This window comes from Prevotella sp. E15-22 (assembly GCF_023204875.1).
GTDB lineage: Bacteria > Bacteroidota > Bacteroidia > Bacteroidales > Bacteroidaceae > Prevotella.
On the sequence record NZ_CP096247.1, the window covers coordinates 65,674 to 91,585 of the forward strand.

Below are 25,912 nucleotides of genomic sequence, written 5' to 3' on the forward strand. Positions count from 1 at the left end.
TGATTAGACCTAATGGCAAAAACTAATCATATCTTTCATCTCTCATCTTTCATCTTTAAATATATTTCTCCCCAAAACGTATGCCAACCTCGTTGACATACTTGCGAATGAGCGACGATGAGTCGCTCTTTTTGCATATTAACAGGACGTCGCCTTCCTCGGCCACGATATAGCCTTCCAAACCGTTGATCACACCCACGTGCCCCTTGGGCAGTTTGATGATGTTGCCCTTGCAGTCTTCCATCATCACCTGCGAGTCGATGACCACATTGTCGTCATCCTGCTTCTGCATACACTCATAGGCGGCATGCCACGTGCCCAGGTCGGCCCAGCCAAAGTCGCACTGCATCACATAGACATTGTCTGTCATCTCGAGTGCTGCCTTGTCCATCGACAGGTTGGGGTAGGCTGGATAGTAGTCCTTGACATACTGTCTGCGCTCCTCTGCCGACTCCATGGTGAGCAGGTTGGCCATGCGATAGGGCATGTCCTTGATAACCTCCATGAAGAAGTCGTGCAGGTGTTGCGCATTACAGAGGAACATACCTGTGTTCCACAGGAACTCTCCGCTCTGCATGAACATCGTGGCAAACTCGCGCTCTGGCTTCTCTGTGAACGATTGCACCTTGGTGATGCCCTCAAACTCAGTGGTCTCGCCCATCTGGATATAGCCGTAGCCTGGCTCAGGGCGTGAGGGCTTGATGCCCATGGTCAGCATGATGTCGTGGTTGCCCACAAAGTTGAGACCGTCGAGCACGTTCTTGCGGAAGGCATCCTCACGTACAATCACCTGGTCGGAGGGCACCACAACGATGCGCGCATCGGCACACTCGCGATGGATGCACACACCACCCCAAGCCACCGAGGGGGCTGTGTTGCGGATGACGGGCTCTGTGAGTATGCGGTTCTCGGACAACTCGGGCAGTTGCTCGCGCACCCAGTGGTCGTATTCCAGACTGGTACAGATAAAGATGTTTTCTTTTGGCAGTATAGTGGCCATGCGGTCGAAGGTTGACTGCAACTGTGTGCGTCCTGTCCCAAAGAAATCGATAAACTGTTTGGGGCGCTCCATCCTACTTGTTGGCCATAGTCTCTTACCTCGGCCGCCGGCCAAGATAATACAGTAATTACGGGTTGATAATTCCATATATCAGATTTCTAGTTGTTCACTTTCAGGGTGCTAAGATACAAAACATTACTGACAATTCCAAGTAATTTTGAAGATTTTTATGAGAAACTTTTGCATGTTTCAAAAATTCTTCGTATCTTTGCACCCGCTTTTCGAGCCCAGATGGCGGAATCGGTAGACGCGCTGGTCTCAAACACCAGTGGGGCAACCCGTCCCGGTTCGACCCCGGGTCTGGGTACAAGCTTAAAAAGCAAAGTGCTGCAAATCAAATGATTGCAGCACTTTTTTTGTTGTTATCGAGCTTGTTATTTCTTCTTGGCTGTTCTGGCAGCATTGAGGAAGTTCACCATCTTTTGCAGGTTCTCCTCGCTATACATACCCATGCCATGGCCGCCCTCAGGAACGAAGGTTGCCTCGGTCTTCACACCAGCATCCTGTAACTTCTCAAAGAACATCTTACCCTGGCAGCAGGGCACCACGTTATCCTTCTCGCCATGGAAGATGATGATGGGAGGATTCTTCTTGTTAACATAATAGGTGGCGCTGAGGCTCTTGTACTTATCGGGTTCCTTGCTCAGCTTTGAGTTCAGCAGCACGTCCTCAGGACTGTTCTCGCCCATCTTCATACCTTCGCCACAGTCCATGGCTGTTAGGTCAACAGGACCAGACCAGTCGCAGGCAGCGTTCACAGCACTGCTCTCCTTGGTGTAGTTGCCCAGGTTGCCCTCGAGGTCGATGTCAACAGTACCCACCTTGGTCTGCTTGATGCCACTGGTGGTGGCTGCTACTGATGACAGGTGACCACCACTTGAGAAGCCGCTGGTGGCTACGAACGAGGGGTCGAACTTATACTTCTTGGCCTCGCCACGCACAAAGCGGATGACGGCACGGATATCATGGATCTGAGCAGGCCACTTGGCGTCGGCACTTGAACGGTGGTTAGGACAAACCACGGCATAGCCTGCGTTGAGCAGAGACTTAACGATGGTGCCCAGGTCGGCAGCACCCTTACTGCTGTTGCTGAACCAGGCGCTACCATAGATGTGGATAACGACAGGATAGCTGGCAGCCTCTTTCTTAGGCAGGTAGATGTCGCAGGTGTGATAGGCTTGGTCGTCGCCTGCATAGTTCACGTCTTTCCACTCCTGGCTAGTTTCCAGTTTCACTTGTTGCATCTGGAAGCCACCAAAGCCTCCAGCGGGCTGTGCCATTGCTACTGCAGCGAGGCACGGCATGATAAACGACATTAATGCTTTTTTCATCGTTTGTTTGATTTTTTAAGGTTTTTGTTAGTTAATACGAATATTTGAGAAATAATACTCTCGTAGGGGTTTCTTCACAGGTTTGCCTGTCAGGGTCACCTGCTCTTTCAGTCGGATGTCTGCCGACGAGGCACCAATCTTCACAACGAAGGTGCCTGGGTCGATGTGCCACTGGCGCTGGTCGTAGTAGCCAAACTGCTCGGCATGGAGTTTGGCAGTGACGGTCTTGGTCTCGCCGTGCTTCAGACTGACACGTGCAAAGCCCTGCAACTGGATGGGGCGCAGCGGCTGGTCGTTGCTGGTGGGCGAGAGGTAAATCTGGGCAATCTCGTCGGCATCCATCTCGCCTGTGTTCTTCACCTGGAACGACAGGGTGACGCCATCGCCATCGGTGGCCGACTCCTTCTCTATCTTCAGGTTACTATATTCAAAAGTGGTGTAGGTCATGCCAAAGCCGAAGGGCCACTGCACGCGTGGGTCCTGCTCGGCGCTGTAGTTATAGCACAGCGGCTCGTAGACCTCCGTATTGGGGTAACTGACAGAGAGCTTGGCCGATGGTGCCACATAGCCATAGAGGATGTCGGCCACGGCATGACCGCCCTCCTCGCCAGGATACCATGCCTGAACGAAAGCTGAGCAGCGCTCGGCCAGGTCGCCCACTACCTGGGCACGGCCGCCAAAGACCACCAGAATAACTGGCTTGCCCGTTTTCAGCAGGTCGTTGACGTATTGCTCCTGCTGTCCAGGCAGACGCAGTCCCTGACGGTCGCGGTTCTCGCCACACAGCATCACGTTCTCGCCCATGCAGGCAATGATCACGTCGGCCTCCTTGGCCATTCTGAGAGCTTCCTGCTTGTCGGCCTTCTCGCCAGCATCCACCTTACGGTGCAGGATGTCATACTCCCACGCTCTGATGTCGCCACCTTTCTTGAAGTCGGTCTCAATCGTATCGGTCCAGTCGCAACCACGCGAATAGGTGATGGTCATATGACTGGGTTTGCGGTCTTTCATGCCCTCGAGTAGGGTGACCACATGCGGGTGGTCCAGGTCTTCCGTCACCTTTTTCCAGAAATAGCTCATGGCAGGGAACGAGTAGTCGCCACACATGGCCCACATGGTGTTGGCGTTAGGCCCAGTGATAAAGACCTTTTCGGGCGATTTACCCTCGTCCAGGGGCAGGGTGCCGTCGTTCCTCAGCAACACCACACTCTGGGTGGCAATGTCGTAGGCCGTCTGGCGCTCCTCTGGAGTGTCGAGCACGATGGGTTCCGTGCTATAGAGATAGGCATCCTTGTCCATCATTCCTGCGCGATACTTATACCTCAGCACATCCTTCACGGCACGTTCAAAGGCCTCAGGCTTCACCAGTCCCTGGTCCAGTCCTGCCTGTAGGTGCTTGTAGTTATCGCCGTGGGGGAAGTCCACATCATTGCCAGCATTGATAGCAGCGGCAGCCTTTTCGATGGGACTGTCCATGCCTGGAATCTGGTCGATGGCAGTATAGTCGCTCACCACCATGCCATCGAAGCCGAGGTAGTTGCGAAGGATATCCTGAAGGATGGTGCTGTCGGCCACACAGGTGACGGCCTTGCCGTTCATGGCGTGATAGCCAGGCATCACGGCCTTACTGCCAGCCCAGCGTATCATCGTCTCGTGGGGCATCAGGATCTCTTCCATCAGTTCTTTCTCGCTGGCATTGCCACCACCGCCATAGCCCAGGTAGTGCTTCGAGCAGGCACCCACGCCCTTCTTCAGGTCGCCCTGTTGCAGACCCATCACAAAGGCTGTGCCCATGACGGCCGAGAGATAGCCATCCTCGCCATACGATTCCTCCAGACGGTTGAACGACGGGGTGCGGCAGACGTCGACCATAGGCGACAACGACAGTATGCCGCCCATCTTTCGCATGGCGGTGGCTGTCTGCTGGGTCTTCAATTCGGCCAACTCAGGGTTGAACGAGCAGGCCTGACCAATCTGCTGGGGATAGATGGTGGCACCACGGGTATTGATGCCTGAAAGTACCTCCTCGTGAAAAAGGGCTGGTATGCCGTGAGGAGTTTTTTCTTTGAGCCACGTCTGAAGTTGGGCCACACGGTTGCGCAGGTCCTCCGGCTCGCGTGGCTTCTGACTGGCATATTGCGAGAAATGACCCATGCCGTTGGGAATCAGTTGGCGACACTTGGTGGTGTCCAACTGCCCCTCGTCGTCGAAGAGGTCGTCCATATACATGCTGCACAGTTGGGCAATGCGCTCCTCCTGCGTCATGCTGTTGTATAGCTCATCAATCTGCTGTTCCATATCGTTGTTGCTGGTGCAGGCCGTCAGTAATACGGCAGCCAATTGCATCGTCATAAGAAGTTTCTTCATCCTTGTTAGTCGATATTTATAGTCGATTCGCCTGCAAAGGTAATAAAAAGGTGAGAAAACCAAAAGGAATTTGCCGTTTTTTACTACCTTTGCATCCGTTTTTCATATGAAGATGACACCAACAGGACGTTTCGCACCCTCGCCAACAGGCCGTATGCATCTGGGCAATGTGTTCAGTGCGCTGTTGTCGTGGCTGTCGGCCAAGAGCAAGGGCGGACAGTGGCTCTTGCGCATCGAGGATATCGACCCAGGGCGTTCGCGCCAATGCTTTGCCGACCAACTGATGGACGACCTCGAATGGCTGGGACTGACGTGGGACGGCAAGCCCGTCTATCAGAGTGAGCGCTCAGAGATCTACGAGCATTACTTTGAGATGCTCAGGGCGCAGGGCATCACCTATCCCTGCTATTGCACACGTGCCGACCTACTGGCCACGCAGGCGCCTCACGAGAGTGATGGACGCGTGGTCTATCCTGGCACCTGCCGTCACTTGAAGGAGCAGCCCAACAAGCCTGCCGCCACGCGTCTCATCGTGCCCGATAGGGACATCACCTTTGTCGATGGGCACTATGGTACGCAGTCGGTCAACCTGGCCCATCATGTGGGCGACTTCATCATCCGCCGAAAGGATGGGGCCTGGGCCTACCAGCTGGTGGTGGTCATCGACGATGCCCTGATGGGTGTCACAGAGGTGGTGCGTGGCTGCGACCTACTGCTCTCGTCGCCACAGCAGATGTACGTGGCGCAGTGTCTTGGTTTCACGCCGCCACAGTTCATCCACCTGCCCTTGTTATGCAACGAGCAGGGACAGCGACTGTCCAAGCGCGATGGCGGTCTCGACATGGGTGCGCTTCGTCAGCACCACACGGCCCCAGAGATCATTGGTCTGCTGGCCCACCTTGCCGGCCTGCAGTCTTCGCCAGCTCCCATCACCCCAGAAGAACTCCTCCCCACCTTCTCGTGGAATCGCATCCCTACCGTTCTTCCGCCAGTTAAGGAAAGCGACCTGCCCACGCTTTAAACAGAGTGAAGAAACGAAAACATTTTACAATAGCGCCTCTGAGATTTAAAAATTCTGAGCCAAAAATTTTTTCTGTGCGTACAGGCGAAATATGAGCATGTTCGTAAAATGCTGAAAATGAGAGAGTTGCGAAATTGACTCGAAAAGTGTAAAGATTTAGAACGCAATCGAATATTCGTTTAGGTTGTAACGGAGCCTGAGTTACACTGCAACGGAGGCTGTTTTGCATGGTAAAACAGCATGAGTTGCATCGTAAAACAGCCTCCGTTGCATGGTGAAATCGATAGGGGTATGAAAAAAGGGGCCAAAAGCCCCTTTTTTGCGTTCTAGTTTGCATTTTTTCAGAACCCTGTTTTTTGGCAATAAAACTTAACAAGGCGATTATTTCTTCTTCACTGAAGGATAGTTTCCTGGCGAATAGATGTACTCATACTGGGTGAGCGACGTATTGTTTTTGTATAAGTCGCCCAATTCGTTATTCAGCGTCTTCACCTTCGCCTCAAGACTCGCTTCATCCAAGGCTGTAAGGTCGGTGGACTGATAGCAGCCGACGACCTGACCACTGTTGCTGCCAATAAGGGTGGTGGTGCCCGTCTCGCCAGTGCAGTAGGAGGCATAGATGAGGCCGTAGTTCGTTCCCACCAGTGCGCCATCCGTGGTGTTCACATCGTCGATAACCTTACAGCCACCAATGGTGCCATCGTTCGTGTTGGCCAAGGCGCCACTGCCAGCGATGGTGCCGATAGAGGTGATGTGCAACTGCTCGATGCAGGCATGCTCGCCCAGACTGACGAATAGCGGACTGCCATAGAGTCGGTTGATATAGCGGTCGCCACCAAGGAAGGTGCCGTCGAACGACTTGCCATCCTCGCCAATGCCTATCCATGCGACAGGGTTTACATTAGATGTCTCACTCTCCACATTCGTCTTCGCTGTGCTGCTCTGCATGGTGATGTCGGCATCCAGTCGGACGAACTTACCAGAAAAGCTCTCGCCAGCTTTCACCTCCTTGGCAAACGACAACAGTTGTGAGGCCGACGTGATGCGATAAGGGTTTTCTCTTGTGCCTTCGTTGCCATAGATATCCAGGAGTTTTCCCTCCTTCAGATAGAGCCATGTGGCATCGTCGACGTTGGCATTGGCATCGCTGTGGATGGTCACAGCGCTGTTGATATCCATGAAGGTCGACTTCTTGCGCAAGGCACCCAGGTCGGGCGTAGCCACGAAGTTCCAGTCGCTATACGTCACATCCACGTACATCCGTTCGTTCTGGTGGTTCAGCGAGATGTTCAGTGTGGTGCACACGCCAGGATTGAAGTGGACCGTATCGCCAAACTCGCCCTGATAGGTCTTTTTGACGGTCTGGGTGGGATCCATCGCATCAGGATATTCCACCTCGAACGAGAACTTCAACGGCTCTTTGTTGTTTGAAAGACCATGGAACGTGGCGTTCTGAGGCGTGGTCAGACCATAAAACGTAAACGTCTTACTCTGCGCCTTTCCCTCGCCTTCAGGCTTGGCACACCAAAGGGTGATATTCTTGCAGACCTGCTGCTCGTTATTGAAATCGAGCGCTGTGACATCATCCTTCTTGTTGCCACCCCATGTGTATTTGCAGGGCTGATTATAGAGCACCATGTTGCTGACCTTGACCAACGTATCCACAGCTGTGGCACTGGCAGCGAAGTCCTTGATGTTCACAATGGCGCGCACATTACTCAAGGCATGGGTGAAATAGACGGTGGTGGTCAAGCCGCCATTGTCGGCCTTCGTGGTGTCGCTGAAGAGAATCAGCGGATCCTCCTTCTCGATGTCCTCATTGCGCGAGTAAACGATAACATCTTTGCCTTTGCCCAACTCGCCAGCATAGGTGTCGTAGGTACTGTTGCCCACAGAATTCGTCTCCGTCTCCCACTGATAGCCTTTAGGCAGGTTATAGGCAATGAAGGTGTGATTGCTATGACCATCGGTCCAGTAGATCTTCTCTGGATCGTCGTTGGTGCCGTTAGGCGTGCGCTCCCAGTTTGTGCCATTATACTGATAATGGATGTTGCTATAGGTGAAAGCATCCAGCGGACTCTTCGTACGCTTGATGGTGGTGAATACAATCTCGTCGTCGTCCACGAACTTAGTGCGCCCCACGCTGACCTTCAGGGGGTCGATGGTAGCAGCACGCGTGATGAGGGCCTCCTCGCCAGCGATGGCCACCTGTATGCCTTTCATCTCCAGGACTTCATCGTTCGCAGAGAACACTTCCTCGTCAGTGCTGCAGGCAGCAAGGAGGGCCGTCAGGGCCAGGAACAGTATCTTATGTCGTTTCATCATATCGTCATCTTTACTTTATAGAGTTTGCCTGCTTCGAAGGTGGTCTGGTTCAACTGCATGCTGTAGCGCTTCTCGCCATCGCGCAGCCAGAAGGTGGGATTCTTTGAAAGTGTGCAGGGAGGCACAATCAGTCGATAGGTCTTGCTGCCAGCATTGTAGGCCGTATAGATGCCATCCTGCGAGATGTCGCTGATGACCTTCGTATATGACTTGTTCTGGTTGTCGTCCACCACAGCCACACCTATCACAGTGCCGTTTTGAGCCTGGGTGCAACTGTGCTTGCTCTGGTAGCCATAGCTGTTGGAGTTCACCTTACTCTTGGCAGCATAATAGTCGCCCACGATCACCTCTGCCTGATCGATATCGGGCATGCCCTCGAGGGTGAGCACGGCATTGTCAGTGATACCAATATTAGTACTGTCATTAACAGTAACGAGCAGGGCCGCCATCACATGCTTAAAACTCAGATGCACGTTGTACGAGCCCGTCTGCTGGATGGTCTGTGCCCACATCAGGTCGCTGGCCTTATAGTTGGCCTCCTTGGTCTGGTTGGCATGGAACACGTTACTGTATTGCTCCACACGCGTGCCGTTGCCAGCGATAAAGATCTGCTCCTCGCTCCAGGTCTGGGCTGTATAGACATAGGGTGTCTGCTGGGCTTCGTAGCGATCGTAGATATTGGGCGAGTTTGATGATGTGTAGTCGCCGTTGATATCATAGCCATCATTTGCCACGATCGTTGCCCACTGATTAGTGTTCCATTTCAAAAGCCAGAAGGCGTCAAAGCTGTTGCCATAGGTGGTCTCGCCAAACTCAGTATGCGCTGAGAAGGGGCAGATAATCTTCAGCTTAATCTTGTCGCCATCCTCGAAGGCATTGCCCTCGAAGTTGGTACGCGTAACGTCCTCGCCCTCGAAGTGGTCGATAGAGGTCGAGAACGACAGGATGCCAGACGACTGCTGCGCCTGCTCTGCATCATCGGCAGTACAGGCAGTCAGTAGTATGGCCATTCCAAAGAAAAGTATCTTGTTGATATTCATTGACTTGCGTGATTTAGTTGTTCTGTATCAGTGGGTTCCAACTGTCCTCTACTGCAGGCACACCTGCTTCCAGTGTGGGGTAGAGGTGGGTGTAGCCAACCGTTGACGACTGATAGTGCATCTGACAGGGGTACTTGGTGCCAATAGTAGAGCTGTTGTACTTCCAGATGGCATAGTTCATGGCCTTCCAGGGGGCCAAGCCGTACATCTCTGGCTTCATATTGTCAGGCAGCGTGTAGTAGTCCACATTGTTGCCAATCAGATAGTCGTTCTTGGCTTTCAGGATGTGCGACTTCCTGCCACGGATATACTGCTGATAGGGATAGCTGTCGGTGATGTTGCCCACGGCATTGGTCTTGGGCGACTTTTCTATGTCGTAGTAGTTGCACATGAACGAACCCCACGTCACGTTGTTCCTCGACTGAGGGGCAAAGAATTTGGTGGTGCCTGCATAGGCGCCCAGCAGTGCGCCTGTGTTTTGAGGAATGCCAGCGGCAGCCTGCATGCAGCCCTGCATGGTGAGGTTGTCGGCCTTGCCCACCAGTGCACCACTGGCATTGCCCACGTGGATGCAGCCAACCACATAGCTGGCGCCCGTCAGACTGTTGGCAATGGCGCACTCGCTACTGTTGCATAGCAGCGAGATGCCTGCGATATAACAGCCCCAGCCCGATTTGCCACTGGATACGGCTGTGTTGAGCAGACTGACATCGTGGGTACTCTCTATGCGCAGGTTGGTGATGGCACCATCCTTCACGTGGTCGAAGAGGTACTTCTTCGTCATGTTCAGATTGGTGAGCGTATGTCCGTTGCCTTTGAAGTAGCCTCTGAAGGGGTACTTCTCCTTCTCGCCGATGCTGGGCAACTCCCAGTCGTAGAGATCGAGGTCGTTCGTCAGGTTCACCTCATAGCGGTTGTCAAAGTCGGTATCGTAGAAGTCCATGGGACCAGTGACATAGTCCTCGATGACATAGGCCTTCTGGGTTGAGACGGTGGGATAGAAATGGGGATAGAACACATAACCCATTGCCTCGGCCTCTTCCATCGTAATCTGGTCGCCGTTGTCCAGTATCCACCAATAGGTCTCGAAGCCGTCTTCATCCTTGATGGTGTCGTTCTTCTCGCCAAGACGCACCTCACCACGTTTCAGTCCATTCATCCTTGTAGCAGCTGTGCCGTTGACAAGATGGATAAATGTGCGAAACTCCGTCTGGTTCTTGATGCTGAACGAAGGCAGGAAGGCACCACCTTTAAGAGCTGTTTTGGCAGCCTCGCGATAGGCCGTGGTCCACCAGTCGAAGTCGAGTTTTTCTTTGGCTTGCGCCTCGTTCTGGCCGTTTTGTTCTTTCTGGTCCTGCTCGTCCCACGAGAACTGGTCGACAGGCGTGATGGTGAGTTTGTCGTAGTGATAGCCCACGTTGAACAGATAGCTATAGCCGGCCTTCAGCGTCAAGCCATTGGGATATGCGGCCTTCTCACCCTTCTTGATGTCACTCAGCGCGAAGATGTGATAGTTGCTCTCGCTGCCTGTAGAGCCATCGGTGGCGTGTCTGTCGCCGTTGTTCACATCGTAGAGCCACACCTTGAAACGGGTGCAGGCAGGCAGCACCAACTCGTGACCCTTCTGCTTGTCGCTCATATCAAAGGGAATCGACATCATATAGAGGCGACCGTCGTTATGATTGAACACTGGGCGCTGCACGTCCGTACGGATGGCATCAGCACCCATCTCGCCTATCTTCACGATGCCTTTGACAGATTTCTCGAAGACGTTGAAGTATTGGGTGGTGTCATAACGTTCCTTGGTCATAGCCGTCAGGAGGAAGGTCTCGTCATCGACACCAGCAGGCATACACATTTTGTTATAGACGGCCAGCACAGAGTCGAGCTCTTTTTGGGCCTGCTCCTTGCTCTTGTTGCTCTCTGCCTCATCATTCGCTTTGGTGTCGGCATTGTCCTGGCGGCGATAGTCCTCCAGGTCTGTACAGATGGTGGCACTGCCAAACTCATTGCCTGCCTTGCAGGTCAAACCGATACGACAGGTGATATGGCGCATGGTGAGGGGGATGCTCTTGGTGGGTCCAGACACGGTGACCCAGTCGGACACGGTATAGTCAGGATAGTAACTGCCCTTGCTGTTTGCATTCAGCACACCAGCCAGGTTACTGCGTCCCCAGGCACGGAAGCGCACGATACGACCGTTCTCCCATGTCAGCGAGTCGCCCTTGTCCTGATCGGCTGTGCTTCCTTTTGCATCCGACTTCAACTTACCTGGCATGGGCACCCAGTCGTCGTTGAGCGACACGGAGGTGCCAGCAGCATAGTTCATCTTCAGATAATAGGTGCGAAAGATGGTGGCATCCTCGAATGTGGTGCTGGAACCTTGTTCAGCATACTGACGGAAGATGCGCATCTGGTCGCCCTCGTTGAAGGAACCGTCATGGTGATAGGTGGCACGCGTGGCGAAGGGGTCGGCCATGGTAGCACTGAAGTTCACGGCACGGCCCATCAGCGACTGTTGCTCGTCGTTGAGCAACATATCGTCGTCGGCTGTGCAGGCTGTCAGCACCATGGCTGCGAATAGATATATGATATGTTTAAACTTCATCATTCTTAATAGGTTGGAAGTTTGGGGGTATGACTATAATACGTAGTATCTGTGCCGTTGATATACTTACAGTTATTCACGTAGCCAGAGATGTTATCCTTATCCTTAAACAGCTTTGCACCAGTGATGATGGTGTTGACCACCTCAGCACGCCAGCCCAAGGTGGGAACCCATGTAGTGCCCTCCAGATGGACATTCGCCTCCCATGTGGCGTTCTTGTCAGTCTCCTGGGTAGTGGTATACTCGCCATTCAAGCCATCGAACAGATAAGCTCGTTTGCCTGTGATGGTAATCTTGTGGTCGAGGGCGTCGAGGTGGCCGGTGAAGGTAAAGTCTTTAGGGAAATGACAAGTATCTGTATCAATGGTGATATCCTTCTGCAGAATGAAGTAGTCACCATGATGCGCGCCACCCTGATAAGCCTGCAGGAGCATGTATATCCATCTGGCATCGCTCACATACTGCACTGAATTGTTCTCGCTGTCGGCATCATAGAAATGACCATCGGTGACGCCAGCGCTTAGGGTACTGTTGGTGTAGGCACGCTGCCAACTGCTACCTGCTACTGACAAGTTGTTGCCGTTCTGGTTGTTCACGCCATAATAGTCATCTGGATAAACGGTTTCCTTCCACAAGCGCGAGCCAGCACTGTTATAGTCGATGCGCTCAGGATTAACACGCAGATAGACTACTGTTTCGTCGTTGGCGTTGAGGTCGAAGGTAAAGGACTTCTCGTACTCCAGGTCGTTGCTCAGCGTGAGTTCGAAGTCAATGTTGTTATTGTAATTGGCAGTCTGTTCTGTCTCATCGAACATCACATTGGGTTTCTCCTTGTTCTCTGTATAGGTGGGACGGACAATGAGGTCGTAGTAGGGACACTTGCCATAGTTCAGACTGGTGTAGTTGCCCTGTGTGTCGTTTTTGGCATCCTCGTAGTTCTCGTCAATGGGGAAGATGAGTTTGCCTGTTTTATTCTCCTGATACAGTGTCACCTCTTCCTGACCCAGATAATGTGGGATGGCTTTGCGTTCCTTTTTCCAGACAGGCTTTCCATTCTCGACATGATCAAGGGTCCGGACATTACAGAAACGCAGCATGGTGTTCTCCACGTTCTCGTTGTTCTTGTCGTTCTCTGTATCAAAACCCTTCAGGGTGGCATTCATGGTCTTGTCTATCAATACATAGGCCACCACACGCGCCAGACGATGCTGCAGGGGAATGGTGATACGACCAACGGTAGCGGCAATCTTGGTAGAGGGGGGAACAGCGGTATACTGACTTAAGGCATTGTAGTTACGCGTCTTACTGTCCTCCAAGTCTTCAGGGATAAAAACGCCCTCGAAGAAATGGGCACCGTTGCCCAACCACTTAGCGTGCTTGTCGTTGCTGTTCGTCAAGCTATAAAGATCGTTTGCAAGTTTCAGCTTGGCCTCTTGCTTGGCATCGGCATCCTGATAATAGTAGATGGTCATACCTTTTGCACTCAAGTTATCTTTCAGCCAATTGGGAGTTTGGATGGCTACGTCGGCACGCGTTGCGACAGCCGTGGTGACCATATCGCTGGTACTCACGCCGCCCACATGAATGATGTTGCTATCATCTTCGGAGGATAGCACCTCATCCTGCGAGTTGCATGCCGTTAAGAGCATGAAACCCAAAGCCAGTGGGATATATCTTTTTATTTTCTTCATCATATTCGCTTAAAAATCCTTTTCCATTGGGGTGATGGCATTGCGCTTACCAATCAGCGACTCATCACTACCTGTTGGTGTGCCCACACCATTGCAGTTGTCCTGCCACCAGTTGCCCTGACAGGTCTTTGAGGTGGCAGTCACATTACTTGCGCCCACATTAGCACTGCCTAAGATTCCTCCGTGCTTTTCATCCTGTGTCAAGATGATGAAGCTGGTACAGTCGGTGATGGTCAGTTCTGGTGTGTTATTTGAATTTGATTTGTTCTCTATACCACCCACGATACCACCGCAATAGATGACCGAAGCGCCAGTGCCATCAAACTTACTGCCAGAATGGATGATGCATTGGGTAACTGTAGTCTTTGATGCTGTAGAGACAATACCACCTGTAAACTTACGTCCCTGCGTGACAGATGTACTCACATTGGCATAGAGATTCACCAGTACTTCGCAGTTCTTGACAGTGGCATTGTCGTAAGCCCATACCACCACACCTGCTGGGTTCGAGGCTTTGATGACCGTATTGTTGAGGGTCTTCACCTTGATATTACTGATCTCGGCACCATCGCCGTGAACAGCAAAGGCCAAAGGTGCGATACCATCTGTAGCTTGTGTCGCATCCTGAGTGGCTGTCAAATCGGCAATTACATCAACCGTTAAGTTGTGTATGATACCTGTGACCTCATCAAAGATCATGGCCTTGGTGGTGATGGTCTTGCCGTTACCATCCAGTTCGTATTTCACGTCGCCAGTGGTTTCCTGAACGGTGATATCCTTTGCCAGGCGATAACGCTTTTTATCATCGTTGTATGGATGGCCTGTTGAGGCTTCCAACTCATCCTTACAATCGATGATGCCTGAGTAGGGATTCTCAAAGGCATTGGTGTTAGGACGGTTCTCACCAAAGGAATTATCATCAACTGTTGGCCAGGCGTTGTTCTCAACATTGAAGGTGGCATGATTGTTGTTTCTTTCGCCCACGATATTCTTGAATTGCGTCTTGTCCTGATTCAGGGTGATGCCATATTCAAAGGTGTTGTTGTTGATGTAGCCATTGGCCATACCAACGATGCCGCCACCCTTCTGTTTGCCACCATCCACACGATTGGTCACGGTGCAACCATCGATGATGGCAATCTTACTTTCTGCGGAAAGGGAAGTAGCGGCAATACCACCCACGTAATCGACAGTACCATCTGACACTCTCAAGGCGGAATGACATTTCGAGATGGTGCCAGTGTTGTTGACCACCACACCTGCGGCAGTGGCATGGGCCGTTGCATCTTTTGTCGTCACGCGGACATCCTCGATGGCGCCCTTGTTGGTTTTAGCTACAGCGGCATCAACAACACCACCAATCTGGATGGTGCCGTTCTGCAGGGTGGCAGCATCCTCAAGGGTTGAGAGAAAGCGATGGCTACTGATAATCGACTTGCCACCCAGGTTCAGCGTACAGTTCAGGGAGCTAGCGTTATAGACTGACCAATCTTCTGAATAGTTGGCAGATGTTTCCTCCAGGTTAATATTAGCTGTAAGCAGCGCCACATTTCCTGCTTTGTTCTTCTCGTCTGATTTCAGGAATTCGATGAGCTCGTCACGATTACTGATCTTGATGGGCTCGCCTGCATTACCATAATCGTCACAGATGGTATTGGTCACCTCTTCTGTCCAATCCTCGACATAGGCCGACATCAGAATCTTACGACTGTCACGACTCAGGGTGACGGTGATGACCAGATGCTTGCCAGGCTCCAGGTTGTATTTAGCATTGCTGGGATTTTCAGAGGCATTGAATTTTGAATCGTTCTCTGCTTTGAATGAGTAATGCTGACCAGAAAGACTAATCTTGGCAATGAGGTCGGTAGAGGGCTTGGCGGAATAGTCGTAGGGCTGCACAATGGCATCATAGCGCGTGGTACTCACATTATCCTCAATTCCACCGTTCTTATCTTTATCGTAATGAATCTTTTCTTCCTTGGCCAATGGCGTAATCTCCAATGGCTTAGCGGCGCCATCGGTATATGAATAGATGTTGGCACTCAAGTCGTTCTCGGCCACGTCAAAGGCCAGGGCCTTACGACTCACACCCTCGCCTGCCTTCAGGATGATGCTGATGAGTGAACGTTTGTGCTGCAGATAGAGTGGTATCTTCTTTAAGTCGTTATTGTCGCTCACCATCTTGGAATTATAGTTCAGTTTCTTCCAATCCTTGGCTGTGTGATAATTCAGGGCATCTAGGTCGTCTGTGGGTTTGTCGTTGTCTGCGTCCCACAACTGCACATAGCCATAGCCCTCCAGACGGTCTTGCTGTAGCCAGTCTTTCGGGGTGTTCTGAATAGGTGAGATGTCATCTGTGCCTGCCACAGCCTTAAAGGCATAGGGCACGGTGGTGCTGGGCCAATATAATGGTTTATCGCTTTTTAGAGAACCAATGCCATCATATTTGATCGATACAGTATCTCCTTCTTCGTCTGTGGTTACAGTTGGTGCAGGGCAATAGGTGCTAGTGCCTATGAGTTTATCACTGTTGCCATCTTTCTGATACATGTCAATTGTAAACTCATAAGCCTTGTTGACGGCCTGATATGCATTCATCTCTTTCTCATAATCCTCTTGAGCAGTACCACGTGTGGCAGGGGCACTGGGCAGCGAGGTGGTGAACATCACTTCCTCGCCCTCGGAGATATCCTCAGAGAAAAGACTGTCAAGGGTTTCATTACAACCTGTCATCCCAAGGATGAAGGTCGCCATGAGCACCAGCTGTGATAGTTTATATAGATAGTTTCTTTTCATGTCTTTCTTAGTTCTGATCATCATCTTTAATCGTGCCATTAGTCGAATAGCTCGATGTGTCCATCTCCCAAGGCTTGATCTTGGCAGTGACCTCTGCTATCAGACTACGACGCAACTCCATGTTGTAGATGTACTTGGTGCCACTCTTCAGCGTCAGGTTCTTCACGCCTTTATAGGTGGCCACGTGCTTGACAGCATCGGTGGCATCAGACTCTCTCCAAGTGATGCGGATGCCCTGCAGGGTGCCGAAGGCGATACACTCGAACGACCTAAGATAGCCGCCTACGGGTGTTGAGCGCTGGAACATGTTGAAAGAGGAACCATAAGGATTGTCTTTTATGGTTTTCTGATACTTATCGGCGTCAACATTGATGGGAAGGGAGGTGACAGCAGGCAGCGTGCCGTCTGGCAGGATGCAGTAGGGCACATAACCCGTCTCGGCCACGCCCAGCAGTTCTACACTTTCAATCCATTCGTCCTTGATGACCGCCGATTCGTCCAACGAGCTTTTCAGGTTGACCTGTATCTGTGCAAACTGATGCTTAAAGAACAGTTTTACGCGGTTGGCCTCAGGGGTGCCGCCCGAAGGACGTGCTGTCTCTAAAGCGAGGATGGGGTCTGGCTGCTCTGACATTGATGTCTTCTGGCCTCTTGTCAGGTCGTAGGCCAGCATATACTGGTCCTTATATTTATCGGTGACATCCGGATAGATTTTCAGGGAACCATTGCTAATGCTCCCATCAAGATCATGATTGTCTGTCAGCGCCAGGAAGATATGGTTCAAGCGGTTCTGCCAATAGAAACACTTGGAGTTCATGTCGAAACCATAGTCATCCAAACTGTCTTTTTTGACTTCTGAGTATGTCTGATTCCAATAGACGGCATTACCCGTGGTGTTGCTGATCTTCAGCCAGGCCGTGGTCATGTTGACATCGGATACTGGAGCGCTAAACTTAGATTCGTTGGTATCGTTAGCACCAGCATGGAAGAACATGGAACAGACAAAGCGACTGTTCTTAGGCATATAGGATGCGGTTGCACGGGTAACGGTTGCCTCGGTATTACCGGCGGAGAAGAGCACAGGCATGCGCTCTATCTGCTGTAGTCCTTCGTCAAATGTCTCCTGTTCGGCAGTACATCCTGACAATACCAAGGCCATGATGATATATATGTTAATCCAGAATTTCACGTCTAAACTCTCAATTTTCAATTCTCACTTCTCAACTTGCGGCAACGCCGCACATCTCTAGTCCCAATCGAGCGTGGCATTACCGCTACCAGTCTCTTCTATCCAGTCCTTCACTAAAGCACGGAACTGAATCTCTTCTTTTTTTAATGTGATGGTGTAGGTATAACTCTTGCCACGTACCCAGGTGGTAATGCCTGCATTATCTTTGTCTTTGCACAGGTTCAACTGCAACTTATACTTTGTGCCATCGGCCAGGGTGACAGTGATGAAAGCATCGTTGGTGATGGCCTGCGGCAGCACGATGACTGTTTCGTCCTTACCCAGTCTGCTGATAGCATCGGTTGCAGAAGTAATACCCGTGATGGCTCCATCCTCCATGTAGATAGTACCAGCGGTAATAAGGTTGCTGACGGCAATCGTAGCTTTTTCAAAATCCACGGCATCGGCACCGGTGGTGGTCTCCAGCTTGAAAACGACCTTACTCATGGCATGCTCAAAAATCAGGGGCACATTACCCGTACGGGGTGCGATGGCCGCACCAGCATCAATGTTGTTATGCTTGGCAGTGGTTCCCCAAAGGACATCCTCATTCTGTTTTACCTCGAGATTGTTTTCGTTACCACTCAGTGCACGGAAGAAGAACTGGTCCGTGCCGTTGGGCCAGTAGATGGCAGGAGAGTTAGTCCACTCGCCAGAGTTAAGAGTGGAAGTGGTGGCCAATGCGTATTCATTGGTGGAAGAAGCCTTCTTCCAGAACAGGCGGAATGAAGCCCCATCCTTAAAGGCTTTACCGGCATCTTCAACAGTCACGTTGACAATGTCATGATCAAAGGCGATGTCGCCATTGCCCTCGGCAGTCACCGTGGTCCAGTCTTTCAGAGAGGCTTCCACCGTTATTGCGGTTTTGCTGACGTTTACATCAAGATGATAATTGACGCCCGACTGAGTCGCGATAGCGGTCTGATTAGCATCATAGCCCTCTTTGGCCCATGCCGTAGCCTTCAGCATATCATCGGTGATGGTAAGTGTGTAGTTATTGCCCTCCACGTCAACAATGTTTAGTAGTTTGTCGCCCACGTTGAGCGGTGTGCCGGGGGCCACAATAGCGGTGAAGGTACGAGTGGCGCCCGATGTGTAAGGTTCGCCATACATCTGGATGTTCGCTGCTGTCGTACTGGTGATTGTTCCTTCCGGCGCATTCACCTCTGACACTGTCAGCATCTGGTTCAGCATCAACTGGGTGTCTTTCATCGGTGTCGTACCAAAGGTTTTATCTGTCTTGATGGTGACCGTCACCTCACTCATGGCGTGGGTGAATGGTACTGTCAGTTTACCAAGTTGGGTCTTTGCGTGCTTATAGGTTACGGCAGCCTGTTCGGCCGACCACAGTAGGTCGGCATGCTGCACAACCTCGGCAGATGTCTGCTCTTTACTGATGGTCCAACCCAGTTTGCCAGTCGTTTCTTCCAAAGTGGTTGTAGGTGCTCCACCATTATAGCAATAGCCATAATAGGTCTGCAGTGCATGGCCCTCTGTGCGCAGATCCGTGGTCTTAGCACTTGAGTTACTGAAATCATCCCAATAGAGTACGGGCGGTACAGAAGCCTTGAATGTAACAAGTTTCGGAGCTTGGTCTGTAACCACAGTGGTATAGGTGCCTTTCTCGCCTCCTGTGGTATGACGGATATATACCAGCAGCTGGTCATCATCAGCAAAGCTGCCGTTGACTGCTCTTGTCACGAGGCGCTGTGAGTTCAGACTGGTTTCCAACAGCAGGGGTGTCTTCCCATTGCCCGACAGGGTGTCGTTCATGTTTTCATCGCTGGCACATCCTGTCAGCATCAGCGCTATACCAATATATAATATGTTTCTTTTCTTCATCATGTGCATTGTTGCTTAGAACCAAACATTCTCACTGGCATTTACCTTTTTCCAATCAGTCAGTGTGGCTGAGACCTTGAGCTTTGTTTTCTGCAGGTTCAGCGCATAAACATAGTGCTCGCCCGACTTCCATGCGGTGATCTTCTCATTAGAGGTTTGATCCACAATCGAAGCCACGTCAGCGTAATAGACATCGGTCTCATCTGTTCCGTTTGTGATGGTGATGCGGAACTTCATGTCACTCAAATCCTGAGGCACGATGGCACTCAGACGTTTGTTGGCATCGTTGGCATCTTCGTCAAGTACATATTCGCCTGCCACACCCGTAGGAACAACCTCGCGTGTGCCCAGTGTCACGTCTCCAGTATTTTTCACATTTACCAGTTCCACCTTGGCTCCTGTCAGATTCACTTGATTATCACCTGATGATGCCGTGATGAGGTTCACTTCCACCTGTGCCATCATATAGCGGAAGTTCAGGTTGATGTTACCTTCGGTGGCGCAGATACCACCCTCAAAGAGTTTGGTGGTGGTGTGACCTGGTTCCTTGTTGGTGCATACTGCATCCTCGGCAATCTCCGGACGAGCAATCAGCAGGTCAGAAGGGAATGTTCCTTCTTGATAAGCCACATTATTGACCTTAATAATCTGCATGTCCATGGTTGCATCTTCGCCATCAACAACCTTTGCTGTCGTAGGCCATACACCACGGAACTGATAGTGCGTCAGGTGGTCGGGCCAATAGAGCTGAGGCGTCATCGTCCAGCCTGTGGCAGTTGCATAGCTCATCTCGGCATCCTTAGAATAGCCATTGTTGAGCGATGTACTGCGATAGAAATCGAAGGCTTTGTCGAAACTCTTTCCCTTGTCGCCATAGGCATTGTTCACGAGAATCTTGGGATGTTCCTCTGCTGCCTCTACGGTTGTCCAGTCCACCACGGTGGCAGATACCTGAATGTCGGTCTTGTTGACCGTCACCTTGATGATATAGTTCTTGCCCGCCTTGGTGAGGTCATCAGTATCATGGTCTGCAGCATTGATAACCGCACGAATCTTTTCGGAAGACACATAGTAGATGTTGTCGTCGGCATTGATTCTGATGATGTCAGCACCTTTTATGAAAGCGCTGCCTGGCATCACCAGTGCTTCTTTGGTCACGTTGTAACCGGTGGCGGCAGTGGCAGCCTGATACATGGTGACGCCCGTATTGTTACCTAATGTGACGGTACCATCAGTCACGTTTACCGTGCCGTTAGTATGTGCCCAGTCGAGCAGCGTCACCGTGGGATCATTGACAAACTTGCTATCAGCAAATCCCTCTCCAGCCTTGAGGCTTACGGTCACCTTACTCAAGGCATGGCGAAACTCCAATTGCTTGCCAGTGCCACGTGCATCAAACTTATAAGTATTATCAGCTTTTACATTATTTGATATCAGCAGATCTTTCTCGCTCCAACCAGTGGTTTGGTCGGCATTGACATCCCACACCAGTGCGGTATAGTCGGAAATCGCCGGCACCGTTGTCAGACCATTAACGGCTGCACCATAGATGGTAAGACCGGTGGTACGGCCGGTTGTGGCATTAGCAGGGTCGGCCATACCATAGTCGTCCCAATAGAGGACGGGTGTGAGCGACAGACCATTGCTTGTGTTTGTCGATAGTTCGGCTTCTGCCGTTGTGGTTTTCACCACTTCCTCTTGCGTGTGTCCTGTCCATGTGCCGCTCACCTGCAGGGCGATGGCTGTTCCCTTGGTCAATGCCTGATAGGTATCGCCGGCAGCACGCGTCATCACAGCATGACTGCCTTTCACAATGCCGGCAGACAACTGGATGGCATCGTTGGCACGAGGTGTGCCGTCGGTCAGCTCGTCGCTATTGTTGCAAGCAGTGAGCAACACCAGAGTCGTGATATATAAATAATGTTTAAGTCTCATTCTCTTTCTTATCTGATTTGAACATTGTCATCGCCAGCCTCCACGTCTTCCCAGTTGGCCAGTGTTGCAGAGAGCTTGGCAATGCCGGCCTTGGTGAGTTTGAAAGTGTAGGTGTACTTGTAGTTGGGTAACCAACGATTAATGACGTATTTCCCGTTGCCATTTTGAGGGTATGGATTGGCAATAAGGTTATTTCCAACTGTTGTGGCCACAACATCCTTCATCGTTACGATATACTGGTTGTTGTCGGCCGTGGTGATGGTGAGCATCACATCGTCGAGCGACTGTGGAATGAAGCCGTAGTGCCATGGAGTTTGGTTGTTGCCTGTCGTCTTCTCGTTGTTCACGGTCGCAGTACCATTGTCGGGAATTACGAGTCCATTACCCATCAGTACCTTACCTGTGGCGTGGATATTACTCAATTCCATCTTGGCATTAGTCAGGTCTACCTTATCGTCGTCTTCGGTGGTAGTCAACTTGATGTTGACATCGCTCATCATGTGGAACAATACCATGGTGATGGAACCCTCGGTAGGACCGATAGCCTTGAAAATCTGATGACTGGTGCTGCTGGCATCAAAGCCGTTCACATCGTGGTCATAGGTCAACTTACCTGATGTTGATGCAAAGGGTGCGCCCCAGCATACGTCTTTATAAGTATCACCGAAATCCGCCCTCAATGTGACATAGTCGCCATGTTCACTGTCAGCATTTACCTTCCAGCTGTCATCCGTCTTAGGCATTACTGTGCGGAAGTGGTAGAACGTCTTGTTGTCGGGCCAATACCAGGCGGTGTTTGTGGCCGAGGCGTCCTGTGCGGCATAGATACCTGAGTTCTGCGATGCCTCCACCAGCTGTGCTTTACTGTCGGTAAGACTGTAGCCTGTGTTCCACTCATAACTCTCGAATGCATCGTCGATGGTATCCGAGATGTTGCTGGCCCTGAACAGGTCGAAGTCGGCCTCTCCGGTCTTCTTGTTGTTGTTCTCAAGCAGAGACACCAGGATGCGGGCGTTGGTGGGTTCCATCTCGTCGGCTTCCACCGTTTCCCAGTCAACGACGGCAGCCGTAAAGTTGTCCATTTTCTTTTTGCCCACACTCATGGTAAACTCGTAATGCACACCGGGGCGCATCTTGTTGCCGTCAAGGGCCGGTGTTGTGCCGTCGCTCAGTGTTTTGCCAGCCAATGCCGTCATCAGCATCGACTTACTCATATGATAGAGGTTGTAATCGATGGTGAAGTAAATCTCGTCAGCATCAATGCTACTTAGGTCTGTACCAGGCACCATAAGTCCGTCCAGCACATAGGCATAGGTGCCATTGGTACTGCGATTATCCTCGGTCACTGCCAGTTGACTGATGGTCTCAGTGCCTGGCGTTGTCTGGAACTCGCCTTCGGTGATGTTAAAAGTGCCGCTGGTGTTGAAACCCTTGAGCACAATGTTCTCGTTTGCCTCGGTAAAGGCAAACGCATCTTTGTCTGTAAAACCCTCACCTTTCTTTATTTTAAAGGTGATGCGGGTCAGTGCGTGGTAAAAGACCAGTTTTCCGCTACCGAATTTTTTGTGCTCAGAACTGAACATCACGCGTTTGTCGTCAGTTTCGCTTAACTTCGCCACATTGTTGCTGAAGCAGAGGTCCTGACTGGCGATAAAGTTATCTTGATTCTGATTGCTAACTCCCTTTTTACGCAATGGCCACGTCAGGGTGGTGGCGCCATTATCCCTGTCCCAAATGTTATCGTATTGATAGGAATCAGCGATGGCCCAAGTCGTTGCATCTTTCGTCCCATTGGGGGTGCCTTCCAGTGTTTCGTTGACAGACTCCTCTAAATAATAGCCAGGTACACAGGCAGCATAGGCCGACAGCTGAGAGTTGCGCGAATAGCTATCCTCCCAGAAACGTCCGAAATCGCTGGCAAAGTGCACGGCATTGGCTTTTGCTGCTGAGGTGCCCTGCAGATAGCCTATGGTACGTGTGTAAACTGCGCCGGCGTTGTCCTTTTCACTCTTTAATACCAGATAAACACTGGTACCTGAGGCGAACGGCTTGGCAGCATTCTCGTTGGTGGTTGTCACCGAGCGTGTCACGGCACGATGAATGGCAGGACTGTCGTTCAACACACCCGCTGTCAGTTCTATAGGGGTTTTACCCTGATTGTCGGGAATAGACAGCGCATCGTCTGAGTTGCATGCTGCTGTGAGCATGCAACTCAGTGCGAGTGCTATATATTTTTCCGCCTTTTTAAGCATCTTGTTGTTTTATGAATCTTTTGTTTGTATAGTGCATACCAAGCATTGTTACTTTGGTATGATACAAATATTAGTTCTCCAAATCGATGGTACCAAGGTCACCAGTTACGGTTTCCCAACCAACAACGGCAGCTGTGATACGCTCAACACCTGTCTTCTTGATGGTGATGGTGTAGTTGTACTTAAAGCCTGGATACCATGCATTGATGGTGTAGTTGCCGCCGGGAACTTGAGTATATGGATTTGCGATATTATTAGAAGATACAGTTGCGGTGCAAGTGCTTAGGTCTTTCACAACATACTGGTTACCATCGGGAGTAGTGATACGCAGACCGATGGTGCCACCATCATAGGCCAGAGACTGAGGAACGATACCATAGGTGTAGTCGTTTATACGGTCGGGGTCTGTACCAGTAGCAGCTGCAAATGTACCGTATGTCATAGCTGCAGCAGGAGTTCTGGTAGTTGAGGTAGTAGATACCAGACCATTACCCATCAGCACCTTGCCGTCTGGCAGGAAGTTGAGAATCTCAACCTTGGTGATTGGTAACTCAGTATTGGTTCCGTCCTTCAGCGTTACCTTGCTAGCATCAGTAGTGGTTCTGACATTTACCGTAATCTGACTGGTCATGTGGAACAGCAGCATGTTGATGGTGCTGGCTGTAGTACCGATGGCTTGAGAAATCTGATGAGTGGTACCGCTGGCATTATCAAAACCGTCAGTTGTAGAATAAGTCAACTTATCAGATGCTGCTGCTTTGAAGGGAGCACCCCAAACATAGTCCTTATAGTCAGAGTTAGAAAGGGCACCAGACTTAATAGCGAAGTAATCACCATTTGTTGCGTCTTGGCTGATTGTAACACCTGTTTCAGAACTGTTTTCAGTATAACCAGCAGCGCGGAAGTGATAGTAGGTCAGGTTGTTCTCCCAGAACCAATCGGTTGTCTTCCAAAGACTATTGGTGTTGTCATACTGCTTAGTAGCAGCAACACCATAACCTGATTTCCAGTCATAGTTCGCTTCTGTTGCGCCAGTGATGTAGTCGGAAGCGGTCTTTGCTGCACGATAGAGGGCGAACTGATTCTTGTTGGTATCAGTGAGTTTAGTACCGCGATCGGCCAACGTAAATTCGGGATAGGTATTCTCGGCAACAGCATCCTCAGAGTTAACAGTTTCCCAGTCAATGATGGCTGCAGTGATGCGGTCGACGCTCTTCTTTGATACGCTGAGGTTGATAACATAATGCTTGCCAGCCTCGATGGTGGTGAAACTCCGATAAGATGCTGCCTTTGCATCATTCTTACCAGCACCGGTTGTATAATAATTACGAATAGCCTCTGCAATCTTCTGACCAGAAACATAGTACTTGGCATTGTCGATCTCGAACTCTACGACATTTGTTGTTGTGCTATAGAGGTTGGTACCGGGCAACACGTAGGCATAGAGCTGACGAGTGGTCTTTCCTTCGGGAGTACTGGTTTTCTCAACCATCTGAGTGATGTTGGTCTGTGTCTGATTAGACCATTCACCTTTTGCGACATCAAAGGTACCGGTGGTGTTAAATCCTACCAGTGTGATGTTCTGGGTTGCTGATGCTTGACTCTTTGTCCAAGTGAAGTCGGTGTTAGCAGAGTTATTGAATCCGTCACCTTCCTTCAGGTTGATCTCAATCCAAGACAAAGCGTGATTGAAGACCAAGTGACCCTTATCGAATTTACCTGTGGTAGAGCCTGCTTCTTTGGCAATCCAAACCAACTGTCCGTCTAGGAAATCTTTGGTTTTCCACTTACTATTTGCAGCATCATATTCGTTGCTGTAGCGTCCTCCCTTACCATTTTCACTGATATTGTTACTGTAAGTAAGGTCCTGAGCAGTCATCGTTTCTGAAGTCTGCTCAGTAGCAACAGACCAACTTACCTGTGTGTCATCAGCAGTAGAGGTGAACCAGTTAGGGTTGGTCTGCGAATCAACAGGTTTCCAGCCGGTCTTGCTCCACTCAGGAAGTTTAGCTGATGTCTGACCAGGGATAGCGAAAGCATAGATGGTCAACTGAGACTCACGACCAAAGGCGTCGTCCCAATAGCGCTCCAGACCTGACTTATAAGAAAGATTAGAAAGATCGCTGCCAGTTGCAGCAGAAGCTGTAGCAGTGGCCTCTGCGTAACGAGCCTTTGCGCTCGCGTCATTTTTGTTGATAGCCTTGATGCGCATTTCTACCTTGGTCTCAGCACTGAATCCACCACGGGTCAGGGCAGCACGTGTTACGCCATTGTCATTACCAGAAAGTGCAATAAGCTCCTTTCCATTGTTGTAATTCTCGATACCAACTCCTGTGGTCTCGTCAGAACATGATGCCAGGGTGGCACAGAGGGCAACCACAGGCAGAGTGTACTTGAAAATCTTTTTCATTTTTAT

The 25,912-nt window shown here is 50.9% G+C and carries 14 protein-coding genes and 1 tRNA gene; 2 read left to right on the plus strand and 13 right to left on the minus strand.

Annotation, left to right across the window (positions count from 1 at the left end):
- Window positions 1–55: 55 nt before the first annotated feature.
- The gene (locus tag M1D30_RS00265; protein WP_248505021.1) at window positions 56–1,147 is read right to left on the minus strand and encodes a mannose-1-phosphate guanylyltransferase; all 1,092 of its coding nucleotides are present in this window, start codon (window positions 1,145–1,147) and stop codon (window positions 56–58) included.
- Window positions 1,148–1,285: 138 nt separating this feature from the next.
- Between M1D30_RS00265 and M1D30_RS00270 the strand changes: the two genes are divergently transcribed.
- Window positions 1,286–1,367: transfer RNA gene (locus M1D30_RS00270), tRNA-Leu, on the plus strand.
- A gap of 67 nt (window positions 1,368–1,434) precedes the next feature.
- Here the strand turns inward: M1D30_RS00270 and M1D30_RS00275 are convergent.
- Together M1D30_RS00275 and M1D30_RS00280 are read right to left on the minus strand one after the other, a co-directional pair.
- Complete coding sequence (locus M1D30_RS00275) at window positions 1,435–2,391, minus strand: alpha/beta hydrolase (protein WP_248505023.1); 957 nt, start codon at window positions 2,389–2,391, stop codon at window positions 1,435–1,437.
- A gap of 27 nt (window positions 2,392–2,418) precedes the next feature.
- Window positions 2,419–4,758 (minus strand): glycoside hydrolase family 3 C-terminal domain-containing protein, encoded by a 2,340-nt coding sequence (locus M1D30_RS00280; RefSeq protein ID WP_248505025.1) that lies wholly within the window; start codon window positions 4,756–4,758, stop codon window positions 2,419–2,421.
- 112 nt (window positions 4,759–4,870) lie between these two features.
- Between M1D30_RS00280 and gluQRS the strand changes: the two genes are divergently transcribed.
- The gene (gene gluQRS / locus M1D30_RS00285; protein WP_248505027.1) at window positions 4,871–5,779 is read left to right on the plus strand and encodes a tRNA glutamyl-Q(34) synthetase GluQRS; all 909 of its coding nucleotides are present in this window, start codon (window positions 4,871–4,873) and stop codon (window positions 5,777–5,779) included.
- Window positions 5,780–6,160: 381 nt separating this feature from the next.
- Here gluQRS and M1D30_RS00290 read toward each other — a convergent pair whose 3' ends face one another.
- The 10 genes from M1D30_RS00290 to M1D30_RS00335 form a co-directional block, all read right to left on the minus strand.
- Window positions 6,161–8,104, minus strand: coding sequence for a fimbrillin family protein (locus tag M1D30_RS00290; RefSeq protein ID WP_248505029.1), 1,944 nt, complete (start codon window positions 8,102–8,104; stop codon window positions 6,161–6,163).
- On the minus strand, window positions 8,101–9,144 hold the full coding sequence (locus tag M1D30_RS00295) for a fimbrillin family protein (RefSeq protein WP_248505032.1): 1,044 nt from the start codon (window positions 9,142–9,144) through the stop codon (window positions 8,101–8,103). The genes M1D30_RS00290 and M1D30_RS00295 overlap by 4 nt, the downstream gene beginning before the upstream one ends.
- A gap of 13 nt (window positions 9,145–9,157) precedes the next feature.
- Entirely contained in the window at window positions 9,158–11,755 is a 2,598-nt protein-coding gene (locus M1D30_RS00300) for a hypothetical protein (protein ID WP_248505034.1), read from the minus strand.
- Window positions 11,756–11,757: 2 nt separating this feature from the next.
- On the minus strand, window positions 11,758–13,446 hold the full coding sequence (locus M1D30_RS00305; RefSeq protein WP_248505036.1) for a hypothetical protein: 1,689 nt from the start codon (window positions 13,444–13,446) through the stop codon (window positions 11,758–11,760).
- Between the two features lie 6 nt (window positions 13,447–13,452).
- The gene (locus M1D30_RS00310) at window positions 13,453–16,263 is read right to left on the minus strand and encodes a fimbrillin family protein (protein WP_248505038.1); all 2,811 of its coding nucleotides are present in this window, start codon (window positions 16,261–16,263) and stop codon (window positions 13,453–13,455) included.
- Window positions 16,247–17,428: a fimbrillin family protein gene (locus M1D30_RS00315; protein ID WP_248505040.1), complete on the minus strand. Its 1,182-nt coding sequence runs from the start codon at window positions 17,426–17,428 to the stop codon at window positions 16,247–16,249. The genes M1D30_RS00310 and M1D30_RS00315 overlap by 17 nt, the downstream gene beginning before the upstream one ends.
- A 57-nt stretch (window positions 17,429–17,485) precedes the next feature.
- Window positions 17,486–19,312, minus strand: a complete 1,827-nt coding sequence (locus M1D30_RS00320) for a fimbrillin family protein (RefSeq protein WP_248505042.1) — start codon at window positions 19,310–19,312, stop codon at window positions 17,486–17,488.
- A gap of 12 nt (window positions 19,313–19,324) precedes the next feature.
- Window positions 19,325–21,244 (minus strand): fimbrillin family protein, encoded by a 1,920-nt coding sequence (locus tag M1D30_RS00325; RefSeq protein WP_248505044.1) that lies wholly within the window; start codon window positions 21,242–21,244, stop codon window positions 19,325–19,327.
- A gap of 8 nt (window positions 21,245–21,252) precedes the next feature.
- Window positions 21,253–23,496 carry a fimbrillin family protein gene (locus M1D30_RS00330; RefSeq protein ID WP_248505047.1) on the minus strand — a complete coding sequence of 748 codons (2,244 nt, stop codon included), beginning with the start codon at window positions 23,494–23,496 and terminating at the stop codon, window positions 21,253–21,255.
- 70 nt (window positions 23,497–23,566) lie between these two features.
- Window positions 23,567–25,906 carry a fimbrillin family protein gene (locus M1D30_RS00335; RefSeq protein WP_248505049.1) on the minus strand — a complete coding sequence of 780 codons (2,340 nt, stop codon included), beginning with the start codon at window positions 25,904–25,906 and terminating at the stop codon, window positions 23,567–23,569.
- Window positions 25,907–25,912: the final 6 nt, after the last annotated feature.

What these genes read in the sequence shown, in the direction of transcription:
- M1D30_RS00310 (WP_248505038.1), bottom strand. Translation starts at nt 16,263, where the DNA reads ATGATGATCAGAACTAAGAAAGACATGAAAAGAAACTATCTATATAAA.
- M1D30_RS00275 (WP_248505023.1), bottom strand. Translation starts at nt 2,391, where the DNA reads ATGAAAAAAGCATTAATGTCGTTTATCATGCCGTGCCTCGCTGCAGTA.
- M1D30_RS00335 (WP_248505049.1), bottom strand. Translation starts at nt 25,906, where the DNA reads ATGAAAAAGATTTTCAAGTACACTCTGCCTGTGGTTGCCCTCTGTGCC.
- M1D30_RS00330 (WP_248505047.1), bottom strand. Translation starts at nt 23,496, where the DNA reads ATGCTTAAAAAGGCGGAAAAATATATAGCACTCGCACTGAGTTGCATG.
- M1D30_RS00290 (WP_248505029.1), bottom strand. Translation starts at nt 8,104, where the DNA reads ATGATGAAACGACATAAGATACTGTTCCTGGCCCTGACGGCCCTCCTT.
- gluQRS (WP_248505027.1), top strand. Translation starts at nt 4,871, where the DNA reads ATGACACCAACAGGACGTTTCGCACCCTCGCCAACAGGCCGTATGCAT.
- M1D30_RS00305 (WP_248505036.1), bottom strand. Translation starts at nt 13,446, where the DNA reads ATGATGAAGAAAATAAAAAGATATATCCCACTGGCTTTGGGTTTCATG.
- M1D30_RS00295 (WP_248505032.1), bottom strand. Translation starts at nt 9,144, where the DNA reads ATGAATATCAACAAGATACTTTTCTTTGGAATGGCCATACTACTGACT.
- M1D30_RS00300 (WP_248505034.1), bottom strand. Translation starts at nt 11,755, where the DNA reads ATGATGAAGTTTAAACATATCATATATCTATTCGCAGCCATGGTGCTG.
- M1D30_RS00280 (WP_248505025.1), bottom strand. Translation starts at nt 4,758, where the DNA reads ATGAAGAAACTTCTTATGACGATGCAATTGGCTGCCGTATTACTGACG.
- M1D30_RS00325 (WP_248505044.1), bottom strand. Translation starts at nt 21,244, where the DNA reads ATGAGACTTAAACATTATTTATATATCACGACTCTGGTGTTGCTCACT.
- M1D30_RS00265 (WP_248505021.1), bottom strand. Translation starts at nt 1,147, where the DNA reads ATGGAATTATCAACCCGTAATTACTGTATTATCTTGGCCGGCGGCCGA.
- M1D30_RS00320 (WP_248505042.1), bottom strand. Translation starts at nt 19,312, where the DNA reads ATGATGAAGAAAAGAAACATATTATATATTGGTATAGCGCTGATGCTG.